The following is a 22,935-nucleotide window of genomic DNA, read 5'->3' on the forward strand; positions in this document are numbered from 1 at the left end:
ATGAAAAAAAGAGTCATCATCATCGGCGGCGGAGCAGCTGGCAGTATGGCTGCACTTACGGCGGCGCAGAACGGCGCAGATGTACTGCTTCTGGAACAGAATGAAATAATTGGCAGAAAAATACTGTCGACGGGTAATGGCAGATGTAACTTTACCAATCGTTTTCAGGATCCATCCTGCTATCGAAGCGACAATAGCGGATTTGCATGGAAATCAATCGGAAAATTTTCTGAGCCTGAGACAACGTCTTTTTTTAAAAATCTTGGAATTTATCCGAAGGATAAAAATGGCTATCTGTATCCCTGGTCCGAGCAAGCCTCGGCAGTGAGGGAAGCGCTGGAGTCTGCGCTGAAACTGGCAAAGATCCGGATTCATACCGGAGTTCGCGTATTTGGGATTATACCAAAGAAAAATGGTTTTCAGATCAGTTTTTCAAAAGATGGGAAAAAAGGAATGATTTCCGGTGAGGCTGTGATCCTTGCGGCCGGATCAAAGGCAGCTGCAAAGTTAGGGAGTGACGGAAGTGGATATGACCTGGCAAAAATGCTGGGACATAAGCTGGTTCCAGTTGTCCCGGCTCTGGTACAGCTCCGGTGCAGGGAAAAGCTGTACCGGCAAGTCGCAGGCGTGCGTACTCATGGAAAAGTAACGGTTTTTATCGATGGAACAGAAACGGCTTCTGATATCGGCGAGCTGCAGCTTACGGATTATGGTATTTCCGGGATCCCGGTCTTTCAGATCAGCCGTTATGCGGCGAGAGGTCTGTATGAAAAGAAAGAAGTTTTTGCAGAACTGGATTTTATGCCGGATTTTGGAGATGTAGAATTTTTGCAGATGTTAAAGGAACGGAAGATAAGGCTGGATGGTCTTGTGATGGAACAGTATTTTAATGGGTTATTCCACAAAAAGCTTGCCGGTGCGCTGCTTAAGAGAATTGGAATTTCGGGAACAATGCCGGTGCATGACCTTGGTGAAGAGAATCTGGAAAGACTTTGCCGGATCTGTAAGCATTTCCGGACTTATATTGATAAGACAAATCCGTTTGAACAGGCGCAGATCTGTGCGGGTGGTGTAGATACAAGCGAAATTGATCCGGACACGATGGAGTCGAAGCTTGTAAAAGGACTTTATTTTGCAGGAGAAATTCTGGATGTAGATGGAATCTGCGGAGGTTACAATCTGCAGTGGGCATGGACCAGTGGTTATCTGGCAGGGAAAGGAGCGGCAAATGCTTAGAGTCAGTCAGCTGAAGCTTCCGGTTACGCATACGGAAGAGGATTTGAAGAAAAAGATTGTGCACACACTGATGTGCAGGACAGAAGCGGTACAGAGCTATGAGATTATCAAGCAGTCTCTGGATGCCAGAAAGAAGCCGGATCTGTTCTATGTCTATACTGTGGATGTAAAAGCGGACAATGAAAAACAGCTTTTGAAGATGCTTACCCGAAAAAAGCGTGCAGGCAATGTGCAACTCCATGAAGCAATGCCATATGTTTTTCCGGCAGGAGGCAACGAAAAATTGAAGTCACGTCCGGTAGTTGTCGGATGCGGTCCTGCCGGACTTTTCTGTGCGTATTTTCTTGCAGAATATGGGTATCAGCCGGTTCTTCTGGAACAGGGGGCACCGGTAGAAGAGCGACAGAAAGATGTTGAGGAGTTCTGGAAGACGGGGGTGCTGAAACCGGATTCTAATGTGCAGTTTGGAGAAGGCGGAGCAGGGACGTTTTCAGACGGAAAACTAAATACACTGATCAAGGATCCGGTGGGGCGCAATCGTAAGGTGCTGGAGATTTTCGTGGAAAACGGAGCACCAAAAGACATTCTTTATGTGAATAAACCACACATTGGAACGGATATTCTACGGACTGTGATCAGAAATATGCGGGAGAAAATCCTTGTGTGGGGTGGTGAAATCCATTTCCATACACAGATGACAGAGGTCCTTTTTACAGAAAATACAAGGCGGATCAGAGGAATCGTATATGAAGATCTTCTGAAAAAAGAAAAAGAAGAAATACAGACGGAGACGCTGGTTCTGGCACCGGGACACAGTGCGCGGGAGACCTTTGCGATGCTCTTCGGGAAAAAGGTTCCGATGGAGGCAAAATCCTTTGCGGTTGGTGTACGTGCAGAACACCCGCAGGAGCTGATCAATCATTCCCAGTATGGGGATGCAAAGGCATCTCTTCCGGCAGCAGCCTATAAGCTGACTGCAAAACTGCCGGATGGAAGAGGTGTATATTCGTTCTGTATGTGTCCGGGAGGCTATGTGGTTAATGCGTCTTCGGAGGAGGGATATCTTGCGGTCAACGGAATGAGCTATCATGCCCGTGACAGCCGCAATGCCAACAGCGCAATCGTTGTGACGGTTACACCGGAGGATTTTGAAAGCGACCATCCGCTTGCCGGAATTGCATTCCAGAGAGAACTGGAAAAGGCAGCTTACAAAGCAGGAAAAGGAAAAATTCCGGTACAGAGATACGGGGATTTTTACCGGAGTGTGACCGGAAAAGAAAAGGAAAAGACCGAAGCGGAAGTCTGGTATCAGGGACATGAGCCATGTATGAAGGGTGCGTATGAAGAGACAGACCTGGCGGGGATTTTTCCGGCAAAGATCAGTAGCGCGCTGGTGGATGGAATGGAAGATTTTAATAAGAAAATTCGAGGTTTTTCGCATCCTCTTTCCATTCTTTCCGGAGTGGAGAGCAGAACCTCTTCGCCGGTACGGATCGTAAGAGATAATCATTCGCTGGAAAGCGTGATTGGAGGACTTTATCCTTGCGGAGAGGGCGCAGGATATGCCGGCGGGATTACGTCGGCGGCAGCAGACGGTATTAAAATCGCAGAGAAAATTCGACAAAAATATGCACCGTTTTTATAGAAAACAGCTGTGTTAAGAAAAAAATAATATTTAAAAAGTCTATACACGTTTTTTAAAATATGCTAAAATGATACCAGTTTGTGATTCAAAAGAGGAGGAGTACAGATGAGAGGAGCCGGAAGTAAGAATGCCTGGGCGTTATTTCTGCTGATTTTGGCAGGAATTGTTCTGGGTGGCTTTATCGGTGTGCTTGCAGAAGGGGTTCCAGCACTTAGCTGGCTTTCTTATGGACAGACTTTCGGGGTAGAGACACCGATTGTTTTGAACCTCGGACTTGTCGTTATTACGTTTGGTCTTACGATTAAGATCACGATCGCAAGCATTATTGGAGTGATTATCTCCATATTCATTTATCGTTTCTTATAGGATGTATAAAGCATCCCATATACAAGGGTGGAGAGTCTGGTGTGAATCAACAAATCCTGCAAAAGGATGAATCAAAAAAATACCATTCGAGAAATGTTATCAGAAGAGCGGCCATATGAAAAATGTGAACGCTTTGGGGCGGGCAGTTTAACAGATATTGAATTGCTCGCTGTTTTGTTAAGGACTGGAACAAAGGGAGAGAGTGCACTGGATCTTGCCAGGAAGCTTTTTTATCCCGGAGAAGGTACACAGCCACAAGCCAAAGCCCATCTTCAAAGCTGGACAAAAGAAGAACTGCTGAAAATCAGTGGAATCGGAAGAGTAAAGGCTATTCAGATCTTATGCCTTTGTGAACTTTCCAAGAGAATGTCCCAGCTTTCAGCCAGAGAAGATCTGGATTTTTCAAGACCGGATACAATTGCAGCATATTATATGGAAGATATGCGCTATTACAGGCAGGAGCATTTGAAACTGCTGATGCTGAATACGCGTTCCAGACTGATCGGAGAAAGCGAAATTTCGAGAGGGACAGTAAATATGTCCGTAATTTCCCCGAGAGAGCTTTTTATAGAGGCATTGCAAAAGAACGCAGTCTATATTATATTGTTGCACAATCATCCAAGTGGTGATCCGATGCCGAGCAGGGAAGATATTCTTGTGACACAGCGAATCCGGGAGGGCGGAAGCCTTCTTGGAATTGAACTTCTGGATCATATCATTATTGGTGATAACTGCTATGTATCACTCGCAGAGCAGAAGCTGCTTAAGGAAAAGTAGTATGGAAAGGAACTTTAGATTATGGCGCGAAATATTTACGGTCTTGATCTCGGGACTTATGAGATCAAGGTGTATGATAAAAAGCAGGACAGTACGTGGAAAGAGAAGAATGTAATTGCTATTGTGGACGGAAAAGAGATCTTGGCTGTCGGCGATGAAGCATATGCGATGTTCGAGAGAACACCGGGAAATATTGAAGTGGTGTTTCCGATGAAAGAAGGCGTAATCAGCAGATTTACGGATATGCAGTATCTTCTTCAGAATCTGCTGAAGAAAGAGCGCCGTTTTACAAGAGGATCAGAATATCTGATCGCAGTACCTACGGATGTCACAGAAGTTGAAAAACGGGCGTTTTTTGATCTGGTTGTTCATTCAACGGCGAAAGCAAAAGAAGTGAGTATTGTAGAACGCGGTGTTGCGCAGTGTATCGGAATGGGAATTGATGTCCGGAAGACAAAAGGGATGCTGATCGTTGATTTTGGTGCGGCTACAACCGAATTATCTGTAGTAGGTTCAGGTGGCATGGTACTTAATAAAATGCTTAAGATTGGTGGTATGACATTTGATGTGGCAGTTCAGAATATGGTCCGCCGGAATTATGATTTTCTGATCGGAAGACAGACAGCCGAGGCTCTCAGAAAACGTTTTGGAGTGCTTGGCGGAAACGGAAAAGCTTCCATGGTGGTTGCCGGACGTAATCTGGTTGTTGGTGTACCAAGATACCAGGAAATCCCAAGCAGTGCGGTACGGGCTGCGATGAAAGAATCTCTGGAAACCTGTACTTCGCAGATTGGTCAGTTGATTGAACGGACCCCACCGGAGGTAGCCCGTTCAATCAGAAAGAATGGAATCTGTCTGACGGGTGGTGTTTCCAGGCTACCGGGGCTTGACCGGTACATAGAAGCTGTGACTGGATATCCGGTGCATGTGGCTGCTAAGCCGGATCTGTGTGCAGTAGAAGGGCTGCGACGGATGATCAATTCAAAAGAACTTAAAAAACTTTCGTACTCAATGTTGGATGAAAATTATAGGTGGATAAGATAGATGAAAAGAAAGAATCAATTTTCAACATCAAATAAATACTGGTTGCTGATCCTTGCTATCATATGTATTGTATTGATGGGACTTTCCGGATTTGCAGAGTCCGGGAAAGGACCGCTTTCCTGGGCAGCAGGTTACACGATCGTGCCGATGCAGAAAGGAATCAACCGTGTCGGGATGTGGATCGGCGATGTTTCAGAGAATTTTGCAACACTTCAGGAAATAAAAAAAGAAAACAAAGAACTGAAATCCCGCCTGGAAGAGATGACGACTGAGAATAACCGATTGCAGCAGAATTCAGCAACGCTGGAAAGGTATAAAGAACTATATAAGATGGATCAGAATACAGCGGATTATCCGAAAGTTGCTGCGAATGTAATCGCCAGCGAGAATAGCAACTGGTTTTCGAAATTTACGATTGATAAGGGAAGCAATGATGGGATCAGGGAAGATATGAATGTCCTATCTGGAACCGGACTGGTTGGGATCGTCACAGAAGTCGGACCGAACTGGGCAACAGTAAGTTCGATTATCGATGATAAAAATGTAAGTGCCATGATCCTGACAACCTTTGACAAATGTATTGTAAGCGGAGATCTGCAGACGGTGCAGGACGGACTTTTAAAATTTGAACAGCTTGCCAATAATGAAAATGAAGTGGCGGTCGGAGAACAGGTTGTAACATCGAATATCAGCAGCAAATATTTGCAGGGACTTCTGGTTGGATATATTTCAGAGGTAAATGTAGATTCCAATAACCTGACAAGATCCGGATATATCATTCCTGCTACGGATTTTAAGGAATTACAGGAAGTTCTTGTTATTACAACAACAAAGCAGGATCTGATCGATGGAAAAGGTGAAAGTGGAAGCGATAACGGAGGCGAATAGACATGAAAAAGATTAAAAGGATCCTGATCTGTGCTGTGTTGATCACTGTCTGTTTTCTTCTGGAGACAACGGTGTTTCAAAAGCTGGCGTTTGCCTCGATTATTCCGAATCTCCTGATTATCGTGACGTCCTCATTTGGATTTATGAGGGGACAAAAAGAAGGAATGATCATCGGCTTTTTCTGTGGACTTTTAAAAGATATACTAGGTGGAAATCTGCTTGGATTTTATGCGCTGATCTATATGCTGATCGGATATGGCAACGGATTTTTCCAGAGAGTATTTTATGACGAAGACATCAAACTCCCGTTGGCACTTATTGCCGGCAGCGAGTTTCTATATGGTATGGTGATTTATGTCCTTTTATTCATGTTAAAAAGTGATTTCCATTTTTTGCATTATCTGAGACATGTGATCATGCCGGAACTGGTTTACACGATTCTGGTTACACTTGTTCTGTATCAGATCATTCTGCATATTAACCGAAGACTTGAAGAAGAAGAAAAAAGGAGTGCTAGCAGATTTGTTTGATTTATTGGATCGTCTGAAAAGATGGTTTATCGACTTGGTAAAATCTAGAGTGTTTGTGCTGATGCTTGTGTTTATTGTGCTTTCTACAATTTTGATACAGCGTGTGTTTGTTTTACAGATCGTAAACGGACAGGCATATCTGGATGACTATAAGCTTCAGATCCAGAAAACAAAAGAGGTACAGGGAACCAGAGGTCGTATCCTGGACCGGAACGGAGTGGTTCTGGCAGATAACAAGCTCGCATATTCCGTCACGATTGAAGACAACGGTGACTATGATACGGTCAAAGAGAAAAATAAAATCATCAATGCAACAATTGAGAAAGTGATCAGTATTGTTGAATCGAATGGAGATTCTATTGTCAATGATTTCAAAATTATTCTCAATGATAATGGAGAATATGCTTATTCCATGACAAGCGAGGTGCAGCGTCTGCGGTTCCTTGCGGATGTGTTTGGAAAAGCAACCATTGATAAGCTCAGTAACAAGCAGAAGGCATACAGTGCGGCAGATCTGATGCATTATCTCTGTACAGATGATACCTACGGTTATGGGCTGGACGAACAGAAGCTGTCCAAAGAAGAAATCCTGAAGCTGGTAACAATCCGGTATTCCATGGGACTGAATCGCTATCAGAAGTATGTGGCTACAACGATTGCAAGTGATGTCAGTGAAAGTACAACAGCTGCTATTATGGAGAACCTGGATACTCTTCAGGGAGTTAATATTGAAGAGGATTCAATCCGTTATTACCCGGACAGCAAATATTTTGCGTCTATTCTTGGTTATACGGGCGTAATTTCACAAGATGAATATGATGCGTTGGATGAAAAGGAGTCGGACTCGTATTCTCTTACGGATGTGGTTGGAAAAGCAGGGCTGGAGCAGACACTGGATAAAACACTTCAAGGTGAAAAAGGTGAAATCAAACTTTATGTTAACAGTGTGGGAAAGGTCATTGAGTCCAAGCAGGGGAAAAAGGCAAAAGCAGGAAATGATGTCTATCTTTCTATTGATGCCAATCTGCAAAAGGCAGCTTATGATCTCCTGGAAGAAAAGCTTGCCGGAATCATCCTTTCCAATCTGACTACGTCTCTGACCTATGACCGTACACAGGCAGAAGAGGGAAGTGATGTGAAGATACCGATTGGTGATGTTTACAATGCATTTATTTCCAATGAGATTCTGAATGTGGGACATTTTGAGGCTGCGGATGCCGGGGAGACTGAGAAAAGTGTGTATGCGTCATTTTCCTCCAAAAAGGAGGCAGTGCTTGCAGATGTGATGGCACAGCTGAGTGATTCAGGTGCGCCGGCATATAAAGACTGTGATGAGGATATGCAGGCATATCTCAGTTATATTATCAGTACTGTACTTACCCAGAATGCAGCAATCATTCAGAAAGATTCGATTGATACCAATGATTCTACATATATTGCGTGGGAAAATGATGAGAGCATCAGTCTCTATACTTATCTGAATTATGCGATCTCCAAGAACTGGATCGATACATCAAAACTGACTGATTATATGAACAGTGACAGTGAGTATTCGGATCAGAATGAAGTATATCAGGGGATTCTGGCGTATATCAGTGCAAATCTTCCTAAGGATTCCGGATTTGACAAACTGATCTACAAATATATGATACGCAATGAAGAAATCACAGGAAGCCAGATTGGTATGATGCTTTATGAGCAGGGAATTCTGGATTATGATGCAGATGTTTATAATAAGCTTGCGGATGGTACAATGACCGCCTATGATTTCATGTATTCCAAGATTGAAGATCTGGAAATCACACCGGGACAGCTTGGACTGGAACCATCTACCGGATCGGTTGTAGTAACTGACACGAAGACCGGACAGCTTCTTGCCTGTGTATCCTATCCGGGATATGATAATAACCGGCTTGCAAATACCATGGATTCAGGCTATTATACAAAGCTTTTAAATGATCAGTCAGCACCGTTATATAATAATGCGACGCAGGAGAAGACGGCACCGGGATCTACTTACAAACCACTGGTTGCTGTTGCCGGACTGACAGAAGATGTCATTGATACCAGTACGTATATCAGCTGCGGCGGACTCTATGAGAAAATTTCACCGAGTCCACGATGCTGGATTTATCCGGGGTCGCATGGAAGTCTGAATGTGACGAGTGCGATCCAGCATTCCTGTAATATGTTCTTCTATGAAGTTGGATACCGTCTGGGACTTACAAACCAGATGCTCAGTAATGCAAAGAGCAGCGAGTCGGGATATTCTTCTGACCAGGGATGTGAGACGCTTCTGAAATATGCGACTATGTTTGGACTGAACCAGACAACAGGAATCGAAATTCCGGAATCGTCACCTCAGGTATCTGATCAGGACTCTGTACGTTCTGCAATCGGTCAGGGTACTAATAACTATACGACAACTCAGCTTGCAAGATATGTTACAGCAATTGCAAACAGAGGAACTGTTTATAATCTTTCCCTTCTGGATCATGTGGAAAATAAGGATGGTAAGGTAACAAAAACTTACGAACCGAATGTGCTGAACCAGATAGAGGGTGTTTCCGGAAATACATGGGATGCTGTTCAGTCGGGAATGCGGGCGGTTGTTACCAGCAACAGTACATATTCTTCGCTGGGAAATATTACAATGTCAGGTAAAACCGGTACGGCACAGCAGAGTAATACACATCCGGATCACGGTCTGTTTGTTGGCTATGCGCCAAGTGACGACCCGGAAGTCGCATTTGCGATCCGTATCAAAAATGGTTATGAATCTTTATATCCGTCAGAGATTGGAAGAGACCTGATGCGCTATTATTATGGAGAGACAAGCCGTGATGAGCTGATTACAGGGCATGCATCGGCAGCAGGTTCATCATCGACACATGGAGACTAGATTGAGGGGGATCACAGGTATGAAACAGAAAGTCATCATTAAAAGTAATAAATACGGTCTGATTGTTCATATGGATCCTGATGCAGAGTATACAGAGATTCTGAAGGAATTGAGAGAAAAATTTACCGAATCTGCCCGCTTTTTCAAAGATGCGACCATGGCGGTTACGTTTGAAGGGCGGATTCTTACAAAACCACAGGAAGAAGAGGTCATTGGTCTGATCACTGATGTCGCTCATATCCATATTGTCTGTATTTTTGATGCTAATGAAAATACAGAAAGATTATACAAAAAAGTAGTAGAAGACTCTCTTAACAGTTTAACCAGAAAAGAAGGTCAGTTCTACAAAGGTACGCTCAGACAAAGGCAGGTACTGGAGACAGAACAGAGTATTATTATACTTGGCGATGTAGAGTTTGGTGCAACCGTAGTATCCAAGGGCAATATTGTTGTGCTGGGTGCTGTAAGGGGAACGGTACATGCCGGGGCAACAGGAGATCGGAATGCGTTTATTACGGCGTTGTCGATGAGACCGCATGTAATGAAGATTGCAGATATTGTATCAACACATACATATCTTCAGGACGAAACCGTAAGACCAAGTATCGCCCGTCTTGACGGCAAGCGCATTTATATCGATCCACTGGAGAATTTAGAGTGGTAGGAGGATCTGAAAAATGGGTGAAATTATTGTAGTGACATCGGGAAAAGGCGGTGTCGGAAAAACAACAACGACAGCAAATATAGGTGCCGGACTTTCAAGGCTCGGGAAAAAGGTACTGGTGATCGATACGGATCTGGGTCTTCGGAATCTGGATGTTGTCATGGGACTTGAAAACCGGATCGTATATAATCTGGTCGATGTGATCGAAGGTGGCTGCCGTTTGAAGCAGGCGATGATCAGTGATAAGCGTCATGAAAATCTGTATCTGCTGCCATCGGCACAGACAAAGGATAAGTCAGCGATCACACCGGAGCAGATGATCAAGCTTACAAATGAGCTTCGAGATGAATTTGATTACGTTTTACTGGATTGTCCGGCAGGGATTGAGCAGGGATTCCAGAATGCGATTGCCGGAGCTGACAGAGCATTTGTTGTGACAACGCCAGAAGTATCCTCCATTCGTGATGCTGACCGCATCATTGGGCTGCTGGAGCAGAATCACATGAAAAAACTGAATCTTATTATTAACCGTATCAGGATGGATATGGTGAAAAGAGGAGAGATGATGTCAGTAGAAGATGTGACAGAGATTCTTCCTATCGATCTGATCGGAGCAATTCCGGATGATGAACAGGTCGTGATCGGAACGAACCAGGGAGAGGCGGTTGTAGATATGGATTCGCTGGCAGGAAAAGCATATACCAATATCTGCCGGCGTATAACCGGTGAAGAAGTGCCATTTCTCGATCTGGATAAACAGGAAAGTTTGTTTTACAAACTTTCCCATATGTTTAAAAGAAATTAGGAGGATGTATCATGCATGTATTTGAAAGAGGTATGCACCATTCATCTGTCCGCATTGCAAAAGAACGTTTGAAAAGCCTTCTTGTTTCGGACCGGGTGCAGTGTCAGCCAGATACTTATGAACTTTTGTGCGGAGAATTATACCACACAATCGGAAAATACATGAAGATAACCGAAGATAATTTTAAAGTGGAAATAACACGTTCACAGATTAGAATCAACTTGACAGGAGAAAAATCGTGAGATTACCAAAAAAGACAAAACCTTATCATTTAAAAGATGTGAAATTCGGTCTGGTCATTTCTGTTATTGCTATATCGATTATCGGAGTTATGGTAATCGGAAGTGCAAAGCAGGCAGTACAGGGAAGACAGATCATAGGACTTGTCGCCGGAGTGATCCTGATGATCATTCTTTCGATGATAGACTATGTATGGCTTCTGAACTTTTACTGGATTTTATACGGGATCAATATCATTGCACTGGTATGTGTAAAGCTGTTTGGAACCAATGTAAATGGTGCACAGCGGTGGATCGATATCGGAGTGACGAATTTTCAGCCATCAGAGCTCAGCAAAATACTGGTTGTCGTATTCTTTGCAAAATTTCTGATGAATCATGAGGATGATCTGAGCAGTGCTGCAACCATCCTGAAAGCAGTAGGACTGATTGCACCAACACTGATCCTGATCGTTCTTCAGCCAGACCTTTCAACAACCTTATCCATAGCGCTTGTCTTTTGTGCTATGATGTATCTGGCGGGACTGAGTTATCGATTTATCGGAACCCTGATTGCGATTCTGGTTCCGGTTACGATTATTTTTATCAGTATTGTTGTACAGCCGAATCAGCCATTTCTGCACGATTATCAGCAAAAGCGTATTCTGGCATGGCTGGAACCGCAGAAATATGCAAGTGATGAAGCTTACCAGCAGAATAATGCAATTATGGCGATTGGTTCCGGACAGCTTACCGGTAAAGGACTGAATAATAATACAACCACATCCGTGAAGAATGGAAATTTTATTTCTGAGCCACAGACAGACTTTATTTTTGCAATTGTAGGTGAAGAATTAGGTTTTGTGGGTTGCTGTATCGTGATTGGTCTGTTATTATTGATTGTAGTACAATGCATATTGATAGGACTCAGGGCACAAGATCTGGCGGGGCGGATTATTTGCTGCGGTGTAGCCGCGCAGATAGGATTTCAGTCGTTTATCAATATCGGCGTGGCAACAGGGATCTTACCAAATACAGGAATTCCCCTTCCGTTTGTTAGTTACGGACTGACTTCGCTTATCAGCTTATATATGGGAATTGGCATTGTATTAAATATAGGGCTTCAGCCTAAAAAATATCAGTAAAAGGAGCTGAGAAAATGAATATCGGACTTATTGCGCATGACTCTAAGAAAACACTGATGCAGAATTTCTGTATTGCATATCGTGGGATTTTGAGCAAGCATGAGTTGTATGCGACCGGTACAACCGGCCGGCTGATCGAAGAAGTTACTAATCTTTCTATTCACAAATATCTTGCGGGACCGCTGGGCGGCAAACAACAGCTCGGTGCGCAGATTGCACAGAATGGAATTGATGCTCTGATCTTTCTTCGGGATCCACAGAATCCAAAGCCACATGAACCGGATGTAAATGATGTCATTCGTCTTTGTGACATGCACAACATCCCGATGGCTACCAATCTTGCAACGGCAGAAATCATTATACTTGCATTAGACAGAGGAGACTTGGATTGGCGTGAGATGTATAAGTAGAGCAAAAAGTGCCGCACTGGTATGTGTGGCATCGATAAGTCTGTTTACAGGTGGTTGCATCGGAGGAAAAGGAGCAACACCTGTGACAGCATATGAACTTAAAAATTATAATCAGGATTTATACCAGGGAAAGCTTTATGCAGAGGAGCTGTGTGTAGCACAAAATGATGTGGCGTTAGAGGGATATACAGAAGATACCGAATTGCACAGTGCTGCATTATTTGATCTTACAGGAGAACGTGTATTATATTCTTATAAAGCGCATGAACGACTGTATCCTGCCAGTACAACCAAGATCATGACGGCACTTCTCGCTATTGAGAATGCAAATTTGGATGACCAGGTGACGATCAGTGGAAACGCAGATGCATCCAGTTTTCCGGCAGATGCACAGGTGTGCGGCCTTGCGAAAGGAGAAGTCTGGACACTCAGGGATCTTTTGGGAGCTCTTCTTTTGTATTCTGGAAATGATGCAGCAACTGCAATCGCGGAATATGTAGGTGGATCAGAAGAAGCGTTTGTTAATATGATGAACCGCAGAGCCCAGGAATTGATGGCGAACGGGACTCATTTTATGAATCCGCACGGACTGCATGATGACAATCATTATACAACAGCGTATGACCTTTATCTGATATTTAATGAGTGCATAAAGCATGAAGATTTTGTAAATATCATACAGAGTGAAGCATATACCGCATATTATACAGATGTGGACGGTAACAGTCAGGAGGCGTTGTTTACACCGACCAATCTCTATGCGCAGGGAGAGGTGGATGTGCCGGAGAATGTTACGATCGTAGGCGGGAAGACCGGGACAACGGATGAAGCAGGATATTGTCTGATTCTGATGGAAAAAGATTCCAGTGACAATCCATACATATCGATTGTTATGGGAGCCTCAGAAAAACCGGTTCTGTATGAGGATATGACATCATTGATCGAGGCAATCCCGTCTGGTCAGCAGTAAATGTGGTGTGTGAATCTTATCGTATACACAAAAAGGGGCATCTCTTGTCTGGGAGCCCCTTTCTTTTTTTCAAGCATGTAGAAAATACACCGAGATGGTATCAGGTACATTACCTGGGCGTATTAAGATTCGGACATGGATCCGATTCTACCAAAAAGACTGATCAGGTAGAGTCCACACAGTCCGACGATCGTGTAGACGATACGTGAGAGCCATGACATGTTTCCAAAAAGCCAGGCAATAAGATCCAGACGGAATATACCGATCAGAAGCCAGTTCACAGCACCGATGATCACGACGGTGAGTGCTGTATTATCAAACCATTTCATGTAAATATCCTCCTTATACGATTCTATACGGTTAGTATGTGTTAAAACTTTGTGATTATTCATAAATGAGAGGAAAAATATGTTATATTATAAATATTCGGATTACCTGAAAAACAAATATGGTGAAAAAGTATACAAGCTTCCGGTGAACCTTCCGGTCACATGTCCGAACCGTCTTGACGGAGATGGATGTGCATTCTGTGCCGGTGCAGGAACCGGATTTGAGGCAATGGCGGCTACAGTTTCTGTCACAGAACAGTTGACACGGACCAGACAGATGATTACAAGAAAATACCATGCCAACAAATATATTGCATATTTTCAGAATTATACCAATACCTTTCTTCCTCCGGACAGATTTCGCAGTTATCTGATGGAGGCTACCAGGATTCCGGGTGTCGTGGAGATATCTGTTTCCACAAGACCGGATTGTGTTTCGGCTGAGTATCTTGATATTATGAGAGATATCCGCGCGATGACCGGAATTCAGATGAATGTAGAACTTGGATTACAGACAGCAAATTATCATACACTGCAGATGATCGACAGGGGACATGGTCTTGCAGAATTTATCGATGCAGTACTGCGGATTAAAAGATATACTGGTATTTCAATCTGTACCCATGTGATTCTTAATCTTCCGGGAGATACGGCAGCGGATGCAAAAGAGACTGCAAGAATCCTTACTGCGCTTGGTGTGGATATTGTGAAACTGCATTCGCTTTATATTGCCAGAAATACACGGTTGTGCGATTGGTATGAAAATGGTAAAATAACGGTATGTTCAAAGGAAGAATATTTTGAAAGAGTGATTACGTTTCTTGAACAGATTCCGGAAACCGTGGCAGTAGAACGAATGTTTTCAAGAATTCCTGAGAAAGATGCGGTGTTCTGTAACTGGGGATGCAGCTGGTGGAGGCTGAGGGACGAACTGCTGCAGAAGATGGAAGAGGAAGGCAGGTATCAGGGCAGGTGCTGTGATTATCTGAATGGTGCGGCACTGTGCCTGTTAAAATCCGAATAGATTTGGAGGCTTGATTTTTGGCTGGGAAAAAGAAGAATACGGAGGTCGTCAGCCTCCAGAAATATAAACGAAAAGGACATTTAAATATTGGTACGATTCTGTTTGGAATTATTTTTGTGTATCTTGTTTTTACCGTTCTGATCTATTTTACAAAAGACAGAGTGAGTGTATATGAGGTACGGGAAGGAAGCATTTTAAAAGACAGGAATCTTACCGGAATGGTTCTCAGAAAAGAAACGGTGGTGAATGCTGAAAAAAGCGGATATGTCAATTATTTTGTAGACGATGCACAGAAGGTTGCACTTGGAACCAATATTTACACCATTACGTCTTCCAAGCTCGAGACACAGAAGGATCAGGACAGCAATGAAGAAGTTTCCCTGAATGCAGATGAATGGAACAGTATTCTGCTGAAGGCACAGGGATTTAATGAATCCTATTCACCGGAGGAGTTTAAGACGGCATCAAATCTGAAAAGTGAAGTAACAGCGATCTTACAGAACAATACGACACAGAGCAGGGTTGCACAGCTGAATTCTATTCTGCAGTCCGGAAATGTAGATGCATTTCAAAGCCCGGATGACGGAATCGTGGAGCTTTCGGTAGATGGCTATGAAAATCTGACGACAGATAATATCACGGATGAGATGTTTGATAAGGCAAATTACAGTGTCACAGAGCTTTCAGGCAACCAGAAGATTGATGCAGGGCAGCCGGTATATCGCCTGGTCACAGATGAAGAGTGGACGGTAACGGTACGCCTGACCTCTGATCTGGCACAAACCTTCCAGAAAAAAATGAACGGGGAAGATTCACTTTCTGTTGAGGTCAGATTCCTGAAGGATAATAAGGACCTGTGGGGAACTATGCGACTTACGGAAAAGAAAAATGATATTTATGCCAATATTACTTTTAAGGATTCTATGATCCGGTATGCAGATGAACGGTTCGTGAATATTGAACTGATCCTGGAAGACGAGTCCGGGCTTAAGATTCCGAAAACCTCGGTAACGGAGAAAGACTGTTATGCTGTTCCGATAGATTATATCACGAGCGGCGGAGCTTCTCAGAACGAAGGTGTCTACAGGCAGACGACCAAAAAAGGAAAGACGACAACGGAATTTATTCCGGTGACGATCATTAACGAGGATACGGAATCGGGTATTGCATATCTGGATACAGAGAATCTGAAAAAAGGAGATATTCTTTTGTTGCCGGAATCTTCCGATACGATGGATCTTTTGAAAACCGAAAGCATCAAAGGAGTTTATAATGTCAATAAAGGCTATGCTGTATTCAAGCAGGTTCAGATCCTGAGTGAGAGTGATGAATACTATATTATTGCAGAAGGAAACAGCTATAGTCTTTCCAATTATGATCATATTGCCCTGAACGGAGATTCTGTTCGGGATAATCAGATAGTAAGTCAATAAGAAATGGAGTGAAAGAAATGATCACAGAAAACTTAAAAGATGTGGAAGCGCGTGTATGCGCTGCATGCGAACGCTCCGGCAGAAAACGGGAGGATGTAACACTGATTGCTGTCAGCAAGACCAAACCGGTAGAAATGCTGGAAGAAGCGTATGCTTACGGTTGCCGTTATTTTGGTGAAAATAAAGTGCAGGAACTGGATGAAAAATATGACATAATGCCAAAGGATATTCACTGGCAGATGATTGGTCATCTGCAACGCAACAAAGTAAAATATATCATCGATAAGGCAGAGCTGATCCATTCTGTTGATTCTATTCGTCTTGCGGAAACAATTGATAAAGAAGCAGCGAAAAAAGGTATTGTTGTAAATGTGCTTCTCGAAGTAAACATGGCAAAAGAAGATACAAAATTCGGTCTGATGCCAGAGGAAGTTATGGATTTTATTCATGAAATTATCAGATTTCAACACATAAAAGTACAAGGATTGATGACAATTGCTCCGTTTGTAGAAAACCCGGAAGAAAATCGTATACATTTTGCAAACTTACGAAAATTATCTGTTGACATTGCAAAGGAAAAAGTTGATAATGTTAACATGAGTATTCTTTCAATGGGGATGACCAATGATTTTGAAGTTGCTATAGAAGAGGGAGCCACCATGGTTCGGATAGGGACAGCAATTTTTGGCGAGCGAAATTATGCTCATCAGATTTAGATACCACAGATAGGAGTGTATAAGAAAAATGGGAGTATTAGATAAGTTTTTAGACGTTATGAAATTAAACGGCGACGATGATGAGTATGATGATGATTTCTACGATGAAGATGACGATTTTGAAGATGAGTCATATGAAGAAGAGAAGCCAAAAAAGAATATTTTTGGAAAGAAAGATAAACCGGCTGCTTACGAAGAAGAAGAGGAAGATTATCAGCTTAAAAAATCAGGTCGTTCAAATAAAGTCACCCCGATGCGCCAGCCTTCTACACGCAGAAATGCTCCTGCAATGGAAGTTTGTGTAATCAAACCAAACGCAATGGATGATACACGTGAGATTACAGAGACTCTTCTCGCGGGAAGAACTGTTATTTTGAATCTGGAAGGTATGGATCTTGAGATCGCGCAGAGAATTATTGATTTCACATCAGGATCTGCTTTTGCAATTGATGGTAATCTTCAGAAGATTTCAAGTTATATTTTTCTGGTAACACCGGCAAATGTTGATATTTCCGGCGATATGCAGGATCTTCTGAATACTTCGTTCGATGTGCCGATCCAGAACCGTTACTAGAAGAAAGAAGACAGGGTATGGAAAAAGAAGAGACTTTACTTCGTAAACGTCTGATTGAGTTGTCTAACAATGCTTATCAGAGAGGAATCATTATGTATTCCGATTTCCTGAACCTGAATGAACTGAATATATTACATACTACGCCGAAGGATTCTTTCCCTGTTCCATACAGGACCTTTGGCGGGTATGATCCGTCAGAGCGTCAGATGGCAGCATTTCTACCTGATGCTTTTTATATGTATATGGATGAGGAAAGTATCCGCAGTACATACCCGATCCGCATTCTGAAGATCAGTCCGCTACAGCCGAAATTTGCTGAGGAATTATCACACAGAGATTATCTGGGTGCACTTCTGAACCTTGGGATCACACGGGCAAAGACGGGAGATATTCTGATTCACGATAAGGAAGCTTATGTTTTTGTACATCAGGAACTGACGGAGTTTCTTGTAAAAGAACTGACCAGGGTACGTCATACAACTGTTCGTGCCGTAGAAGTAGAAAATGCAGATTTTAAATGGGAGCCAAAGTACGAAGAGATTAAGGGGACTGTTGCATCAGTACGCCTGGATTCCCTTCTTTCCCTGGCTTTTTCTTCGTCCAGAAGTAAACTTACTGCATTGATTGAGGCTGGGCGTGTATATGTAAACGGAAAGCTGATTACCAGTAATGGATATTATGTAAAGGACAACGATATCATTTCCGTAAGACAGATGGGACGTTTTCAGTACGAAGGAGTTCTTTCCGAGACAAAAAAAGGACGTTATTATGTTACAATCCGAAAGTATATCTAATGGCATTAGCAGTAAAGGAGAGCATATGAAGAACAGACCAGGGTTAAAACAATATATTTTTGCAGCACTTGGAGTCGTAATCCTGGTGCTTCTGGATCAGTATACAAAGCTTCTGGCAATTGCACATTTGAAGGATCAGTCTGCATTTGTGTTGTGGAATAATGTTTTTGAATTGCATTATCTTGAAAACAGAGGAGCTGCATTTGGGATTTTTCAGAACCAGCGATGGTTCTTTGTCATCATGACCGTTGTGATCCTTGTTATTGTGAGCTGGTTTTATGGCAGAACTCCGGTAGAAAAAAGATATCTGCCACTCAGAATCTGTATGATCGTTCTGACAGCCGGAGCAATCGGGAATTTTATTGACCGTCTGACCAGAGGATATGTGGTTGACTTTTTTTATTTTTCACTGATTGATTTTCCGATTTTCAATGTGGCGGATATTTATGTGACTGTGACGTTTATCGTTCTGGTTCTGCTGATCTTTTTTTATTATAAGGACGAAGATTTTTCTATTTATTCGCGCAGACAGGAGCAGAAACATGCAGATTAAAGAATTTCAGAGTGAAGAAAATGCAGGGGAGAGAATCGACAAATTTCTCACAGAGAAAGTGCCGGAGCTTTCCCGTTCTTATATTCAAAAACTGATAAAAGAAAAAAATGTAAAGGTAAATTCTACAGTAATCAAATCTAACTATAAGGTTGCAAAAGGAGATCAAATTCAGATTACGATACCGGATTTGACGGAACCGGATATCCTGCCGGAAAATATACCATTGGATATTCTCTATGAGGATGATGATATCCTGGTGGTTAATAAGCCGAAAGGTATGGTAGTGCACCCGGCAGCAGGTCATTATACCGGAACCCTGGTCAATGCGATCATGTATCATTGCAAAGACCGGCTTTCAGGAATCAACGGTGTAATGCGTCCGGGAATCGTACACCGGATCGATATGGATACTACCGGTTCTCTTCTGGTATGTAAAAATGATACCGCACACCAGATCCTTGCAGAACAGTTAAAAGAGCACAGCATTAAGCGGATTTATCATGCGATTGTACACGGTAATATCAAAGAGGATTCCGGTACTGTGAATGCGCCGATCGGACGCCATCCGATTGACCGGAAGAAAATGAGTATCAATGAGAAAAACGGCAGAAATGCAGTGACACACTACCGGGTTCTGGAGCGGTTTGGCGATTATACTTATATTGCCTGTGAGCTCGAAACCGGTCGCACACATCAGATCCGTGTGCATATGGCAAGTATCCATCATCCGTTGCTTGGAGACTGTGTATATGGTCCGGCAAAATGTCCGTGGACACTACAGGGGCAGACACTTCATGCGAAAATTCTTGGAATTATCCATCCGAGAACCGGAAAATATATGGAATTTGATGCCCCACTTCCGGAATATTTTGAAAATTTATTGAAAAAACTACGCAAAATGTCATGAAAATCTATACATTTATTATGAATTGTTATATAATATGTATAGGATAATCATGGAATAATGACCTGCAAAGGAGCGTGACGTTTATGAGTAAAACACATACAATTATAACAATAGGTCGTCAGTTTGGAAGCGGAGGACGCGAGATTGGAAAACGTCTGGCAGATGAACTGGGAATTGAGTTTTATGATAAAGAATTGTTGTCACGGGCAGCAAAGGACAGTAAGATATGCAAAGAGCTTTTTGAGACACATGATGAAAAACCGACGAACAGTTTTCTCTATTCATTGGTAATGGATACATATTCTATGGGATTTGCATCCGGTTCTGTCAATGAAATGCCACTAAATCACAAGATTTTCCTTGCGCAGTTTGATGCGATCAAAAAGATTGCGGAGGAGGGACCGTGTGTACTGGTAGGAAGATGTGCGGATTATGCACTGGAAGAGCGGGATGATGTACTAAGTGTATTCATTCATGCAGATCTGGAAGACAGGATTAAAAATGTAGCAAAGCTGAATGAACTGACAGATAACAAAGCAAAAGATCTGATACATAAGACAGATAAACGCAGGGCAAGCTATTACAATTATTATACCAACAAAAAATGGGGCGATGCCGAAAGTTATGATATTTGTATAAACAGTTCCAAGTTTGGTGTTGACGGATGTGTGAAAGCTATCAAAGATTTTCTTGAATTAGAGGCAAGCTTGGAAGAGTAAGAACAGCGATTATAATGTTATAAGACGGGGGAAATAAAAATCCCCCGTTTTTTAGACCTGTAGCAAAATACTTATGTTCTGATAATTTCGGAACACAGGCATTATAGTGTCAAATAAAGAGAAGAAAGAGGAGACAAGAAAACATGAAATTTGTAATTCAGAGAGTAACACATGCCGAGGTTGCGGTAGAAGGAGAAGTGATCGGAAAGATTGGAAAAGGATTTATGGTGCTGATCGGAGTGGCACAGGATGATACCAGGGTGATTGCAGACAAAATGGTAAAGAAGTTGACAGGACTTCGCATTTTTGAAGATGAGAACGGAAAGACCAATCTTGCCCTGAAGGATGTGGATGGAGAACTTCTTCTGATTTCCCAATTTACCTTATATGCAAACTGTAAAAAAGGATTCCGCCCAAGTTTTATTGAGGCAGGTGCACCGGATATGGCAAATGAACTGTATGAATATATTATTGAAGAATGTAAGAAAGTGATCCCTGTTGTGGAAAGAGGAAACTTTGGCGCGGATATGAAGGTATCTCTTTTAAATGACGGTCCATTTACGATCGTGCTGGATTCGGAGCAGATTTGTTAAATTATTATTTGGTTTCTAAAGATGTATCGTGTATAATAGAATACAGATGGAATACACAAGAAAGTGGGGAATGTAATAATGAGTTATGAAGCATTAAACAGCAGGATTATGGAGATGAAGGATGAAATTCTTGCTGGAATCCAACAGAACATGAGAATTGAAAGCGTGCGTGGTGAGGCACAGCCAGACGCGCCATATGGTCCGGGACCGAAGGCTGCTCTGGAAAATGCCCTTGAACTTGGCCGCAAGCTTGGCTTCAAGGTTGGGCAGGCAGACAATCGTATAGGCTGGGTAGAATATGGAGAAGGAAAAGAGATGGTAGGCGTTCTTGGTCATGTAGACGTTGTACCGGCTGGCGATACCGGTTGGACTTATCCTGCCTATGGTGCCGAGATCCACGATGGAATTCTTTGGGGAAGAGGATGTCTGGATGATAAGGGACCGATCATTGGATCAATTTACGCATTGAAGGCGATCCGTGACCTGAATCTTCCAATTAACCGTAGAATCCGTGTTATTTTTGGATCTGATGAAGAATGTGGCTCTTCATGCGCGGCGTATTACGTAGAGAACGGATATGAGATGCCGACGATCGGATTTACTCCGGATGCAGATTTTCCGGTTATTTTCTGTGAAAAAGGAACGACCGGCATCAAAGGCGGTTCTAAGGTTTATGACAAAGGTCATATCGAAGTGGAATATTTTGGTGGTGGAATTGCTGACAATGTCGTGATTCCAACTTGTAAACTGATCGTAAAAGGAGACATTAAGGTAGCAGAGACAGAAGGAATCACTGTGACGCATGAAAACGGAAAAACAATCGTTGAAGCGGTGGGAAGAAGTGCACATGGAAGTACCCCGCATCTTGGTGTAAATGCAGCAATTCTTCTTTTGAATGCAGTGAAAGAGAATGAATTTGGTGGAGAATTCCAGCAACTGATGGAATTTCTTCTGAAAGAGATCGGAGCGGAGACAAATGGAGAATCACTGGGAGTACATTATGTGGATGAAGAAACTGGTGAGACAACCGTAAACCTTGGTATTGTTTATTATGATGGAGAAGAGACCTATTTTACATTAGATGTCCGTTATCCAAAAAATGCAGATCCGAAAGTTGTTGATGATACACTGATCAATCATATCAACAGTTACACATTCGATGTGCTCCGGAAAAATAACCACAAAATTCTCTATGTACCAAAAGACTCTGAACTGGTGACAAAGCTCGTTCATGTATATGAAGAAGAGACTGGCGAGCACTTGGAACCACTTGCAATCGGTGGTGGAACTTACGCAAAGAAATTCCCGAACATGGTTGCATTCGGACCGGTATTTCCGGGTGAAGCAGACGTGATCCATCAGCCAGATGAACATGTGGAAGTAGAAAAGCTTCTCCGTGCACTGCAGATTACGGCAGCAGCAATGTACGAACTTGCAAAAAAATAGTAGAAAACAGTACTGACTGAATCATCTGAATATGTCATATATAGATACGAGCATCGAAGGGTGAGCTGTTCAATGGAACAAAAGCCGGATAAGATGACAGGTTAAGAATACCTGTACATCTTATCCGGCTTTTTTGATGCATTTGAAAAAATATTTATGATAGTAAGAGAAAAAGGGATATGGAGAAGAACATATATAAAAAACAGGTGATTACTTGCAAAGCACTTCTATCTGAGATGCTTCTGCA

The 22,935-nt window shown here is 42.6% G+C and carries 25 protein-coding genes; 24 read left to right on the top strand and 1 reads right to left on the bottom strand.

Going from position 1 to position 22,935, the window contains the following annotated elements; translation table 11 throughout:
• From PGY05_RS00070 to PGY05_RS00135, 14 genes are all read left to right on the top strand, one after another.
• A complete protein-coding gene (locus PGY05_RS00070; RefSeq protein ID WP_195250626.1) occupies positions 1–1,236 on the top strand; it encodes an NAD(P)/FAD-dependent oxidoreductase in 1,236 nt (411 codons plus the stop codon).
• A complete protein-coding gene (locus tag PGY05_RS00075; protein WP_270475108.1) occupies positions 1,229–2,881 on the top strand; it encodes an NAD(P)/FAD-dependent oxidoreductase in 1,653 nt (550 codons plus the stop codon). The genes PGY05_RS00070 and PGY05_RS00075 overlap by 8 nt, the downstream gene beginning before the upstream one ends.
• A gap of 105 nt (positions 2,882–2,986) precedes the next feature.
• Complete coding sequence (locus PGY05_RS00080; RefSeq protein ID WP_008370229.1) at positions 2,987–3,247, top strand: DUF4321 domain-containing protein; 261 nt, start codon at positions 2,987–2,989, stop codon at positions 3,245–3,247.
• A 66-nt stretch (positions 3,248–3,313) separates the two neighbouring features.
• A complete protein-coding gene (gene radC, locus PGY05_RS00085; RefSeq protein WP_008370231.1) occupies positions 3,314–4,024 on the top strand; it encodes a RadC family protein in 711 nt (236 codons plus the stop codon).
• 21 nt (positions 4,025–4,045) lie between these two features.
• Positions 4,046–5,068 (top strand): rod shape-determining protein, encoded by a 1,023-nt coding sequence (locus tag PGY05_RS00090; protein WP_008370233.1) that lies wholly within the window; start codon positions 4,046–4,048, stop codon positions 5,066–5,068.
• Positions 5,069–5,956, top strand: a complete 888-nt coding sequence (gene mreC, locus PGY05_RS00095; RefSeq protein WP_008370236.1) for a rod shape-determining protein MreC — start codon at positions 5,069–5,071, stop codon at positions 5,954–5,956.
• A 2-nt stretch (positions 5,957–5,958) separates the two neighbouring features.
• On the top strand, positions 5,959–6,486 hold the full coding sequence (mreD, locus tag PGY05_RS00100) for a rod shape-determining protein MreD (protein WP_172676481.1): 528 nt from the start codon (positions 5,959–5,961) through the stop codon (positions 6,484–6,486).
• A 61-nt stretch (positions 6,487–6,547) separates the two neighbouring features.
• Entirely contained in the window at positions 6,548–9,388 is a 2,841-nt protein-coding gene (locus PGY05_RS00105) for a penicillin-binding transpeptidase domain-containing protein (RefSeq protein ID WP_442872489.1), read from the top strand.
• Positions 9,389–9,407: 19 nt separating this feature from the next.
• Positions 9,408–10,052 carry a septum site-determining protein MinC gene (locus tag PGY05_RS00110; protein ID WP_022221007.1) on the top strand — a complete coding sequence of 215 codons (645 nt, stop codon included), beginning with the start codon at positions 9,408–9,410 and terminating at the stop codon, positions 10,050–10,052.
• A gap of 13 nt (positions 10,053–10,065) precedes the next feature.
• Positions 10,066–10,857: a septum site-determining protein MinD gene (gene minD / locus PGY05_RS00115; RefSeq protein WP_008370246.1), complete on the top strand. Its 792-nt coding sequence runs from the start codon at positions 10,066–10,068 to the stop codon at positions 10,855–10,857.
• 11 nt (positions 10,858–10,868) lie between these two features.
• On the top strand, positions 10,869–11,099 hold the full coding sequence (locus PGY05_RS00120) for a cell division topological specificity factor MinE (RefSeq protein ID WP_022221008.1): 231 nt from the start codon (positions 10,869–10,871) through the stop codon (positions 11,097–11,099).
• Positions 11,096–12,220, top strand: a complete 1,125-nt coding sequence (locus tag PGY05_RS00125) for an FtsW/RodA/SpoVE family cell cycle protein (protein ID WP_195250629.1) — start codon at positions 11,096–11,098, stop codon at positions 12,218–12,220. The genes PGY05_RS00120 and PGY05_RS00125 overlap by 4 nt, the downstream gene beginning before the upstream one ends.
• A 14-nt stretch (positions 12,221–12,234) precedes the next feature.
• Positions 12,235–12,630 (top strand): methylglyoxal synthase, encoded by a 396-nt coding sequence (locus PGY05_RS00130; RefSeq protein WP_008370250.1) that lies wholly within the window; start codon positions 12,235–12,237, stop codon positions 12,628–12,630.
• Positions 12,614–13,600, top strand: coding sequence for a D-alanyl-D-alanine carboxypeptidase family protein (locus PGY05_RS00135; protein WP_055157101.1), 987 nt, complete (start codon positions 12,614–12,616; stop codon positions 13,598–13,600). Before PGY05_RS00130 ends, PGY05_RS00135 begins: the two co-directional genes overlap by 17 nt.
• A 122-nt stretch (positions 13,601–13,722) precedes the next feature.
• Here the strand turns inward: PGY05_RS00135 and PGY05_RS00140 are convergent, their stop codons facing one another.
• A complete protein-coding gene (locus tag PGY05_RS00140; protein WP_022221010.1) occupies positions 13,723–13,929 on the bottom strand; it encodes a DUF378 domain-containing protein in 207 nt (68 codons plus the stop codon).
• Between the two features lie 79 nt (positions 13,930–14,008).
• Here PGY05_RS00140 and PGY05_RS00145 point away from each other — a divergent pair, with 79 nt between their 5' ends.
• The 10 genes from PGY05_RS00145 to pepV all read left to right on the top strand — a co-directional run bounded on the left by PGY05_RS00145 (position 14,009) and on the right by pepV (position 22,688).
• On the top strand, positions 14,009–14,953 hold the full coding sequence (locus tag PGY05_RS00145) for a TIGR01212 family radical SAM protein (RefSeq protein WP_055248553.1): 945 nt from the start codon (positions 14,009–14,011) through the stop codon (positions 14,951–14,953).
• Between the two features lie 17 nt (positions 14,954–14,970).
• Complete coding sequence (locus tag PGY05_RS00150) at positions 14,971–16,386, top strand: HlyD family efflux transporter periplasmic adaptor subunit (RefSeq protein ID WP_270475110.1); 1,416 nt, start codon at positions 14,971–14,973, stop codon at positions 16,384–16,386.
• A gap of 17 nt (positions 16,387–16,403) precedes the next feature.
• A complete protein-coding gene (locus PGY05_RS00155; protein WP_270475111.1) occupies positions 16,404–17,102 on the top strand; it encodes a YggS family pyridoxal phosphate-dependent enzyme in 699 nt (232 codons plus the stop codon).
• A gap of 28 nt (positions 17,103–17,130) precedes the next feature.
• A complete protein-coding gene (locus PGY05_RS00160; protein WP_008370263.1) occupies positions 17,131–17,676 on the top strand; it encodes a cell division protein SepF in 546 nt (181 codons plus the stop codon).
• Between the two features lie 17 nt (positions 17,677–17,693).
• The gene (locus PGY05_RS00165; protein WP_270475112.1) at positions 17,694–18,470 is read left to right on the top strand and encodes a YlmH/Sll1252 family protein; all 777 of its coding nucleotides are present in this window, start codon (positions 17,694–17,696) and stop codon (positions 18,468–18,470) included.
• Between the two features lie 25 nt (positions 18,471–18,495).
• A complete protein-coding gene (gene lspA / locus PGY05_RS00170) occupies positions 18,496–19,023 on the top strand; it encodes a signal peptidase II (RefSeq protein ID WP_270203678.1) in 528 nt (175 codons plus the stop codon).
• Positions 19,013–19,930: an RluA family pseudouridine synthase gene (locus PGY05_RS00175; RefSeq protein ID WP_022221013.1), complete on the top strand. Its 918-nt coding sequence runs from the start codon at positions 19,013–19,015 to the stop codon at positions 19,928–19,930. Before lspA ends, PGY05_RS00175 begins: the two co-directional genes overlap by 11 nt.
• An 83-nt stretch (positions 19,931–20,013) precedes the next feature.
• The gene (locus PGY05_RS00180) at positions 20,014–20,649 is read left to right on the top strand and encodes a cytidylate kinase-like family protein (protein WP_022221014.1); all 636 of its coding nucleotides are present in this window, start codon (positions 20,014–20,016) and stop codon (positions 20,647–20,649) included.
• Positions 20,650–20,792: 143 nt separating this feature from the next.
• A complete protein-coding gene (gene dtd / locus PGY05_RS00185) occupies positions 20,793–21,242 on the top strand; it encodes a D-aminoacyl-tRNA deacylase (RefSeq protein WP_055260960.1) in 450 nt (149 codons plus the stop codon).
• Positions 21,243–21,320: 78 nt separating this feature from the next.
• The gene (gene pepV / locus PGY05_RS00190) at positions 21,321–22,688 is read left to right on the top strand and encodes a dipeptidase PepV (protein ID WP_270475113.1); all 1,368 of its coding nucleotides are present in this window, start codon (positions 21,321–21,323) and stop codon (positions 22,686–22,688) included.
• Positions 22,689–22,935: the final 247 nt, after the last annotated feature.

Origin of the sequence: Coprococcus sp. AF51-11b1 (assembly GCF_027682785.1) — a bacterium.
In the GTDB taxonomy this organism is placed as follows: domain Bacteria; phylum Bacillota; class Clostridia; order Lachnospirales; family Lachnospiraceae; genus Allocoprococcus; species Allocoprococcus comes.

Bases quoted from the DNA above. Each gene is read 5' to 3' on its own strand.
- dtd (WP_055260960.1), top strand. From the start codon at position 20,793: ATGAAATTTGTAATTCAGAGAGTAACACATGCCGAGGTTGCGGTAGAA.
- PGY05_RS00145 (WP_055248553.1), top strand. From the start codon at position 14,009: ATGTTATATTATAAATATTCGGATTACCTGAAAAACAAATATGGTGAA.
- PGY05_RS00090 (WP_008370233.1), top strand. From the start codon at position 4,046: ATGGCGCGAAATATTTACGGTCTTGATCTCGGGACTTATGAGATCAAG.
- PGY05_RS00070 (WP_195250626.1), top strand. From the start codon at position 1: ATGAAAAAAAGAGTCATCATCATCGGCGGCGGAGCAGCTGGCAGTATG.
- mreD (WP_172676481.1), top strand. From the start codon at position 5,959: ATGAAAAAGATTAAAAGGATCCTGATCTGTGCTGTGTTGATCACTGTC.
- PGY05_RS00120 (WP_022221008.1), top strand. From the start codon at position 10,869: ATGCATGTATTTGAAAGAGGTATGCACCATTCATCTGTCCGCATTGCA.
- PGY05_RS00175 (WP_022221013.1), top strand. From the start codon at position 19,013: ATGCAGATTAAAGAATTTCAGAGTGAAGAAAATGCAGGGGAGAGAATC.
- PGY05_RS00110 (WP_022221007.1), top strand. From the start codon at position 9,408: ATGAAACAGAAAGTCATCATTAAAAGTAATAAATACGGTCTGATTGTT.
- radC (WP_008370231.1), top strand. From the start codon at position 3,314: ATGAATCAAAAAAATACCATTCGAGAAATGTTATCAGAAGAGCGGCCA.
- minD (WP_008370246.1), top strand. From the start codon at position 10,066: ATGGGTGAAATTATTGTAGTGACATCGGGAAAAGGCGGTGTCGGAAAA.
- PGY05_RS00165 (WP_270475112.1), top strand. From the start codon at position 17,694: ATGGAAAAAGAAGAGACTTTACTTCGTAAACGTCTGATTGAGTTGTCT.
- PGY05_RS00105 (WP_442872489.1), top strand. From the start codon at position 6,548: ATGCTTGTGTTTATTGTGCTTTCTACAATTTTGATACAGCGTGTGTTT.
- PGY05_RS00130 (WP_008370250.1), top strand. From the start codon at position 12,235: ATGAATATCGGACTTATTGCGCATGACTCTAAGAAAACACTGATGCAG.
- PGY05_RS00075 (WP_270475108.1), top strand. From the start codon at position 1,229: ATGCTTAGAGTCAGTCAGCTGAAGCTTCCGGTTACGCATACGGAAGAG.
- PGY05_RS00155 (WP_270475111.1), top strand. From the start codon at position 16,404: ATGATCACAGAAAACTTAAAAGATGTGGAAGCGCGTGTATGCGCTGCA.
- lspA (WP_270203678.1), top strand. From the start codon at position 18,496: ATGAAGAACAGACCAGGGTTAAAACAATATATTTTTGCAGCACTTGGA.
- PGY05_RS00160 (WP_008370263.1), top strand. From the start codon at position 17,131: ATGGGAGTATTAGATAAGTTTTTAGACGTTATGAAATTAAACGGCGAC.
- PGY05_RS00080 (WP_008370229.1), top strand. From the start codon at position 2,987: ATGAGAGGAGCCGGAAGTAAGAATGCCTGGGCGTTATTTCTGCTGATT.
- PGY05_RS00140 (WP_022221010.1), bottom strand. From the start codon at position 13,929: ATGAAATGGTTTGATAATACAGCACTCACCGTCGTGATCATCGGTGCT.
- PGY05_RS00180 (WP_022221014.1), top strand. From the start codon at position 20,014: ATGAGTAAAACACATACAATTATAACAATAGGTCGTCAGTTTGGAAGC.
- pepV (WP_270475113.1), top strand. From the start codon at position 21,321: ATGAGTTATGAAGCATTAAACAGCAGGATTATGGAGATGAAGGATGAA.
- mreC (WP_008370236.1), top strand. From the start codon at position 5,069: ATGAAAAGAAAGAATCAATTTTCAACATCAAATAAATACTGGTTGCTG.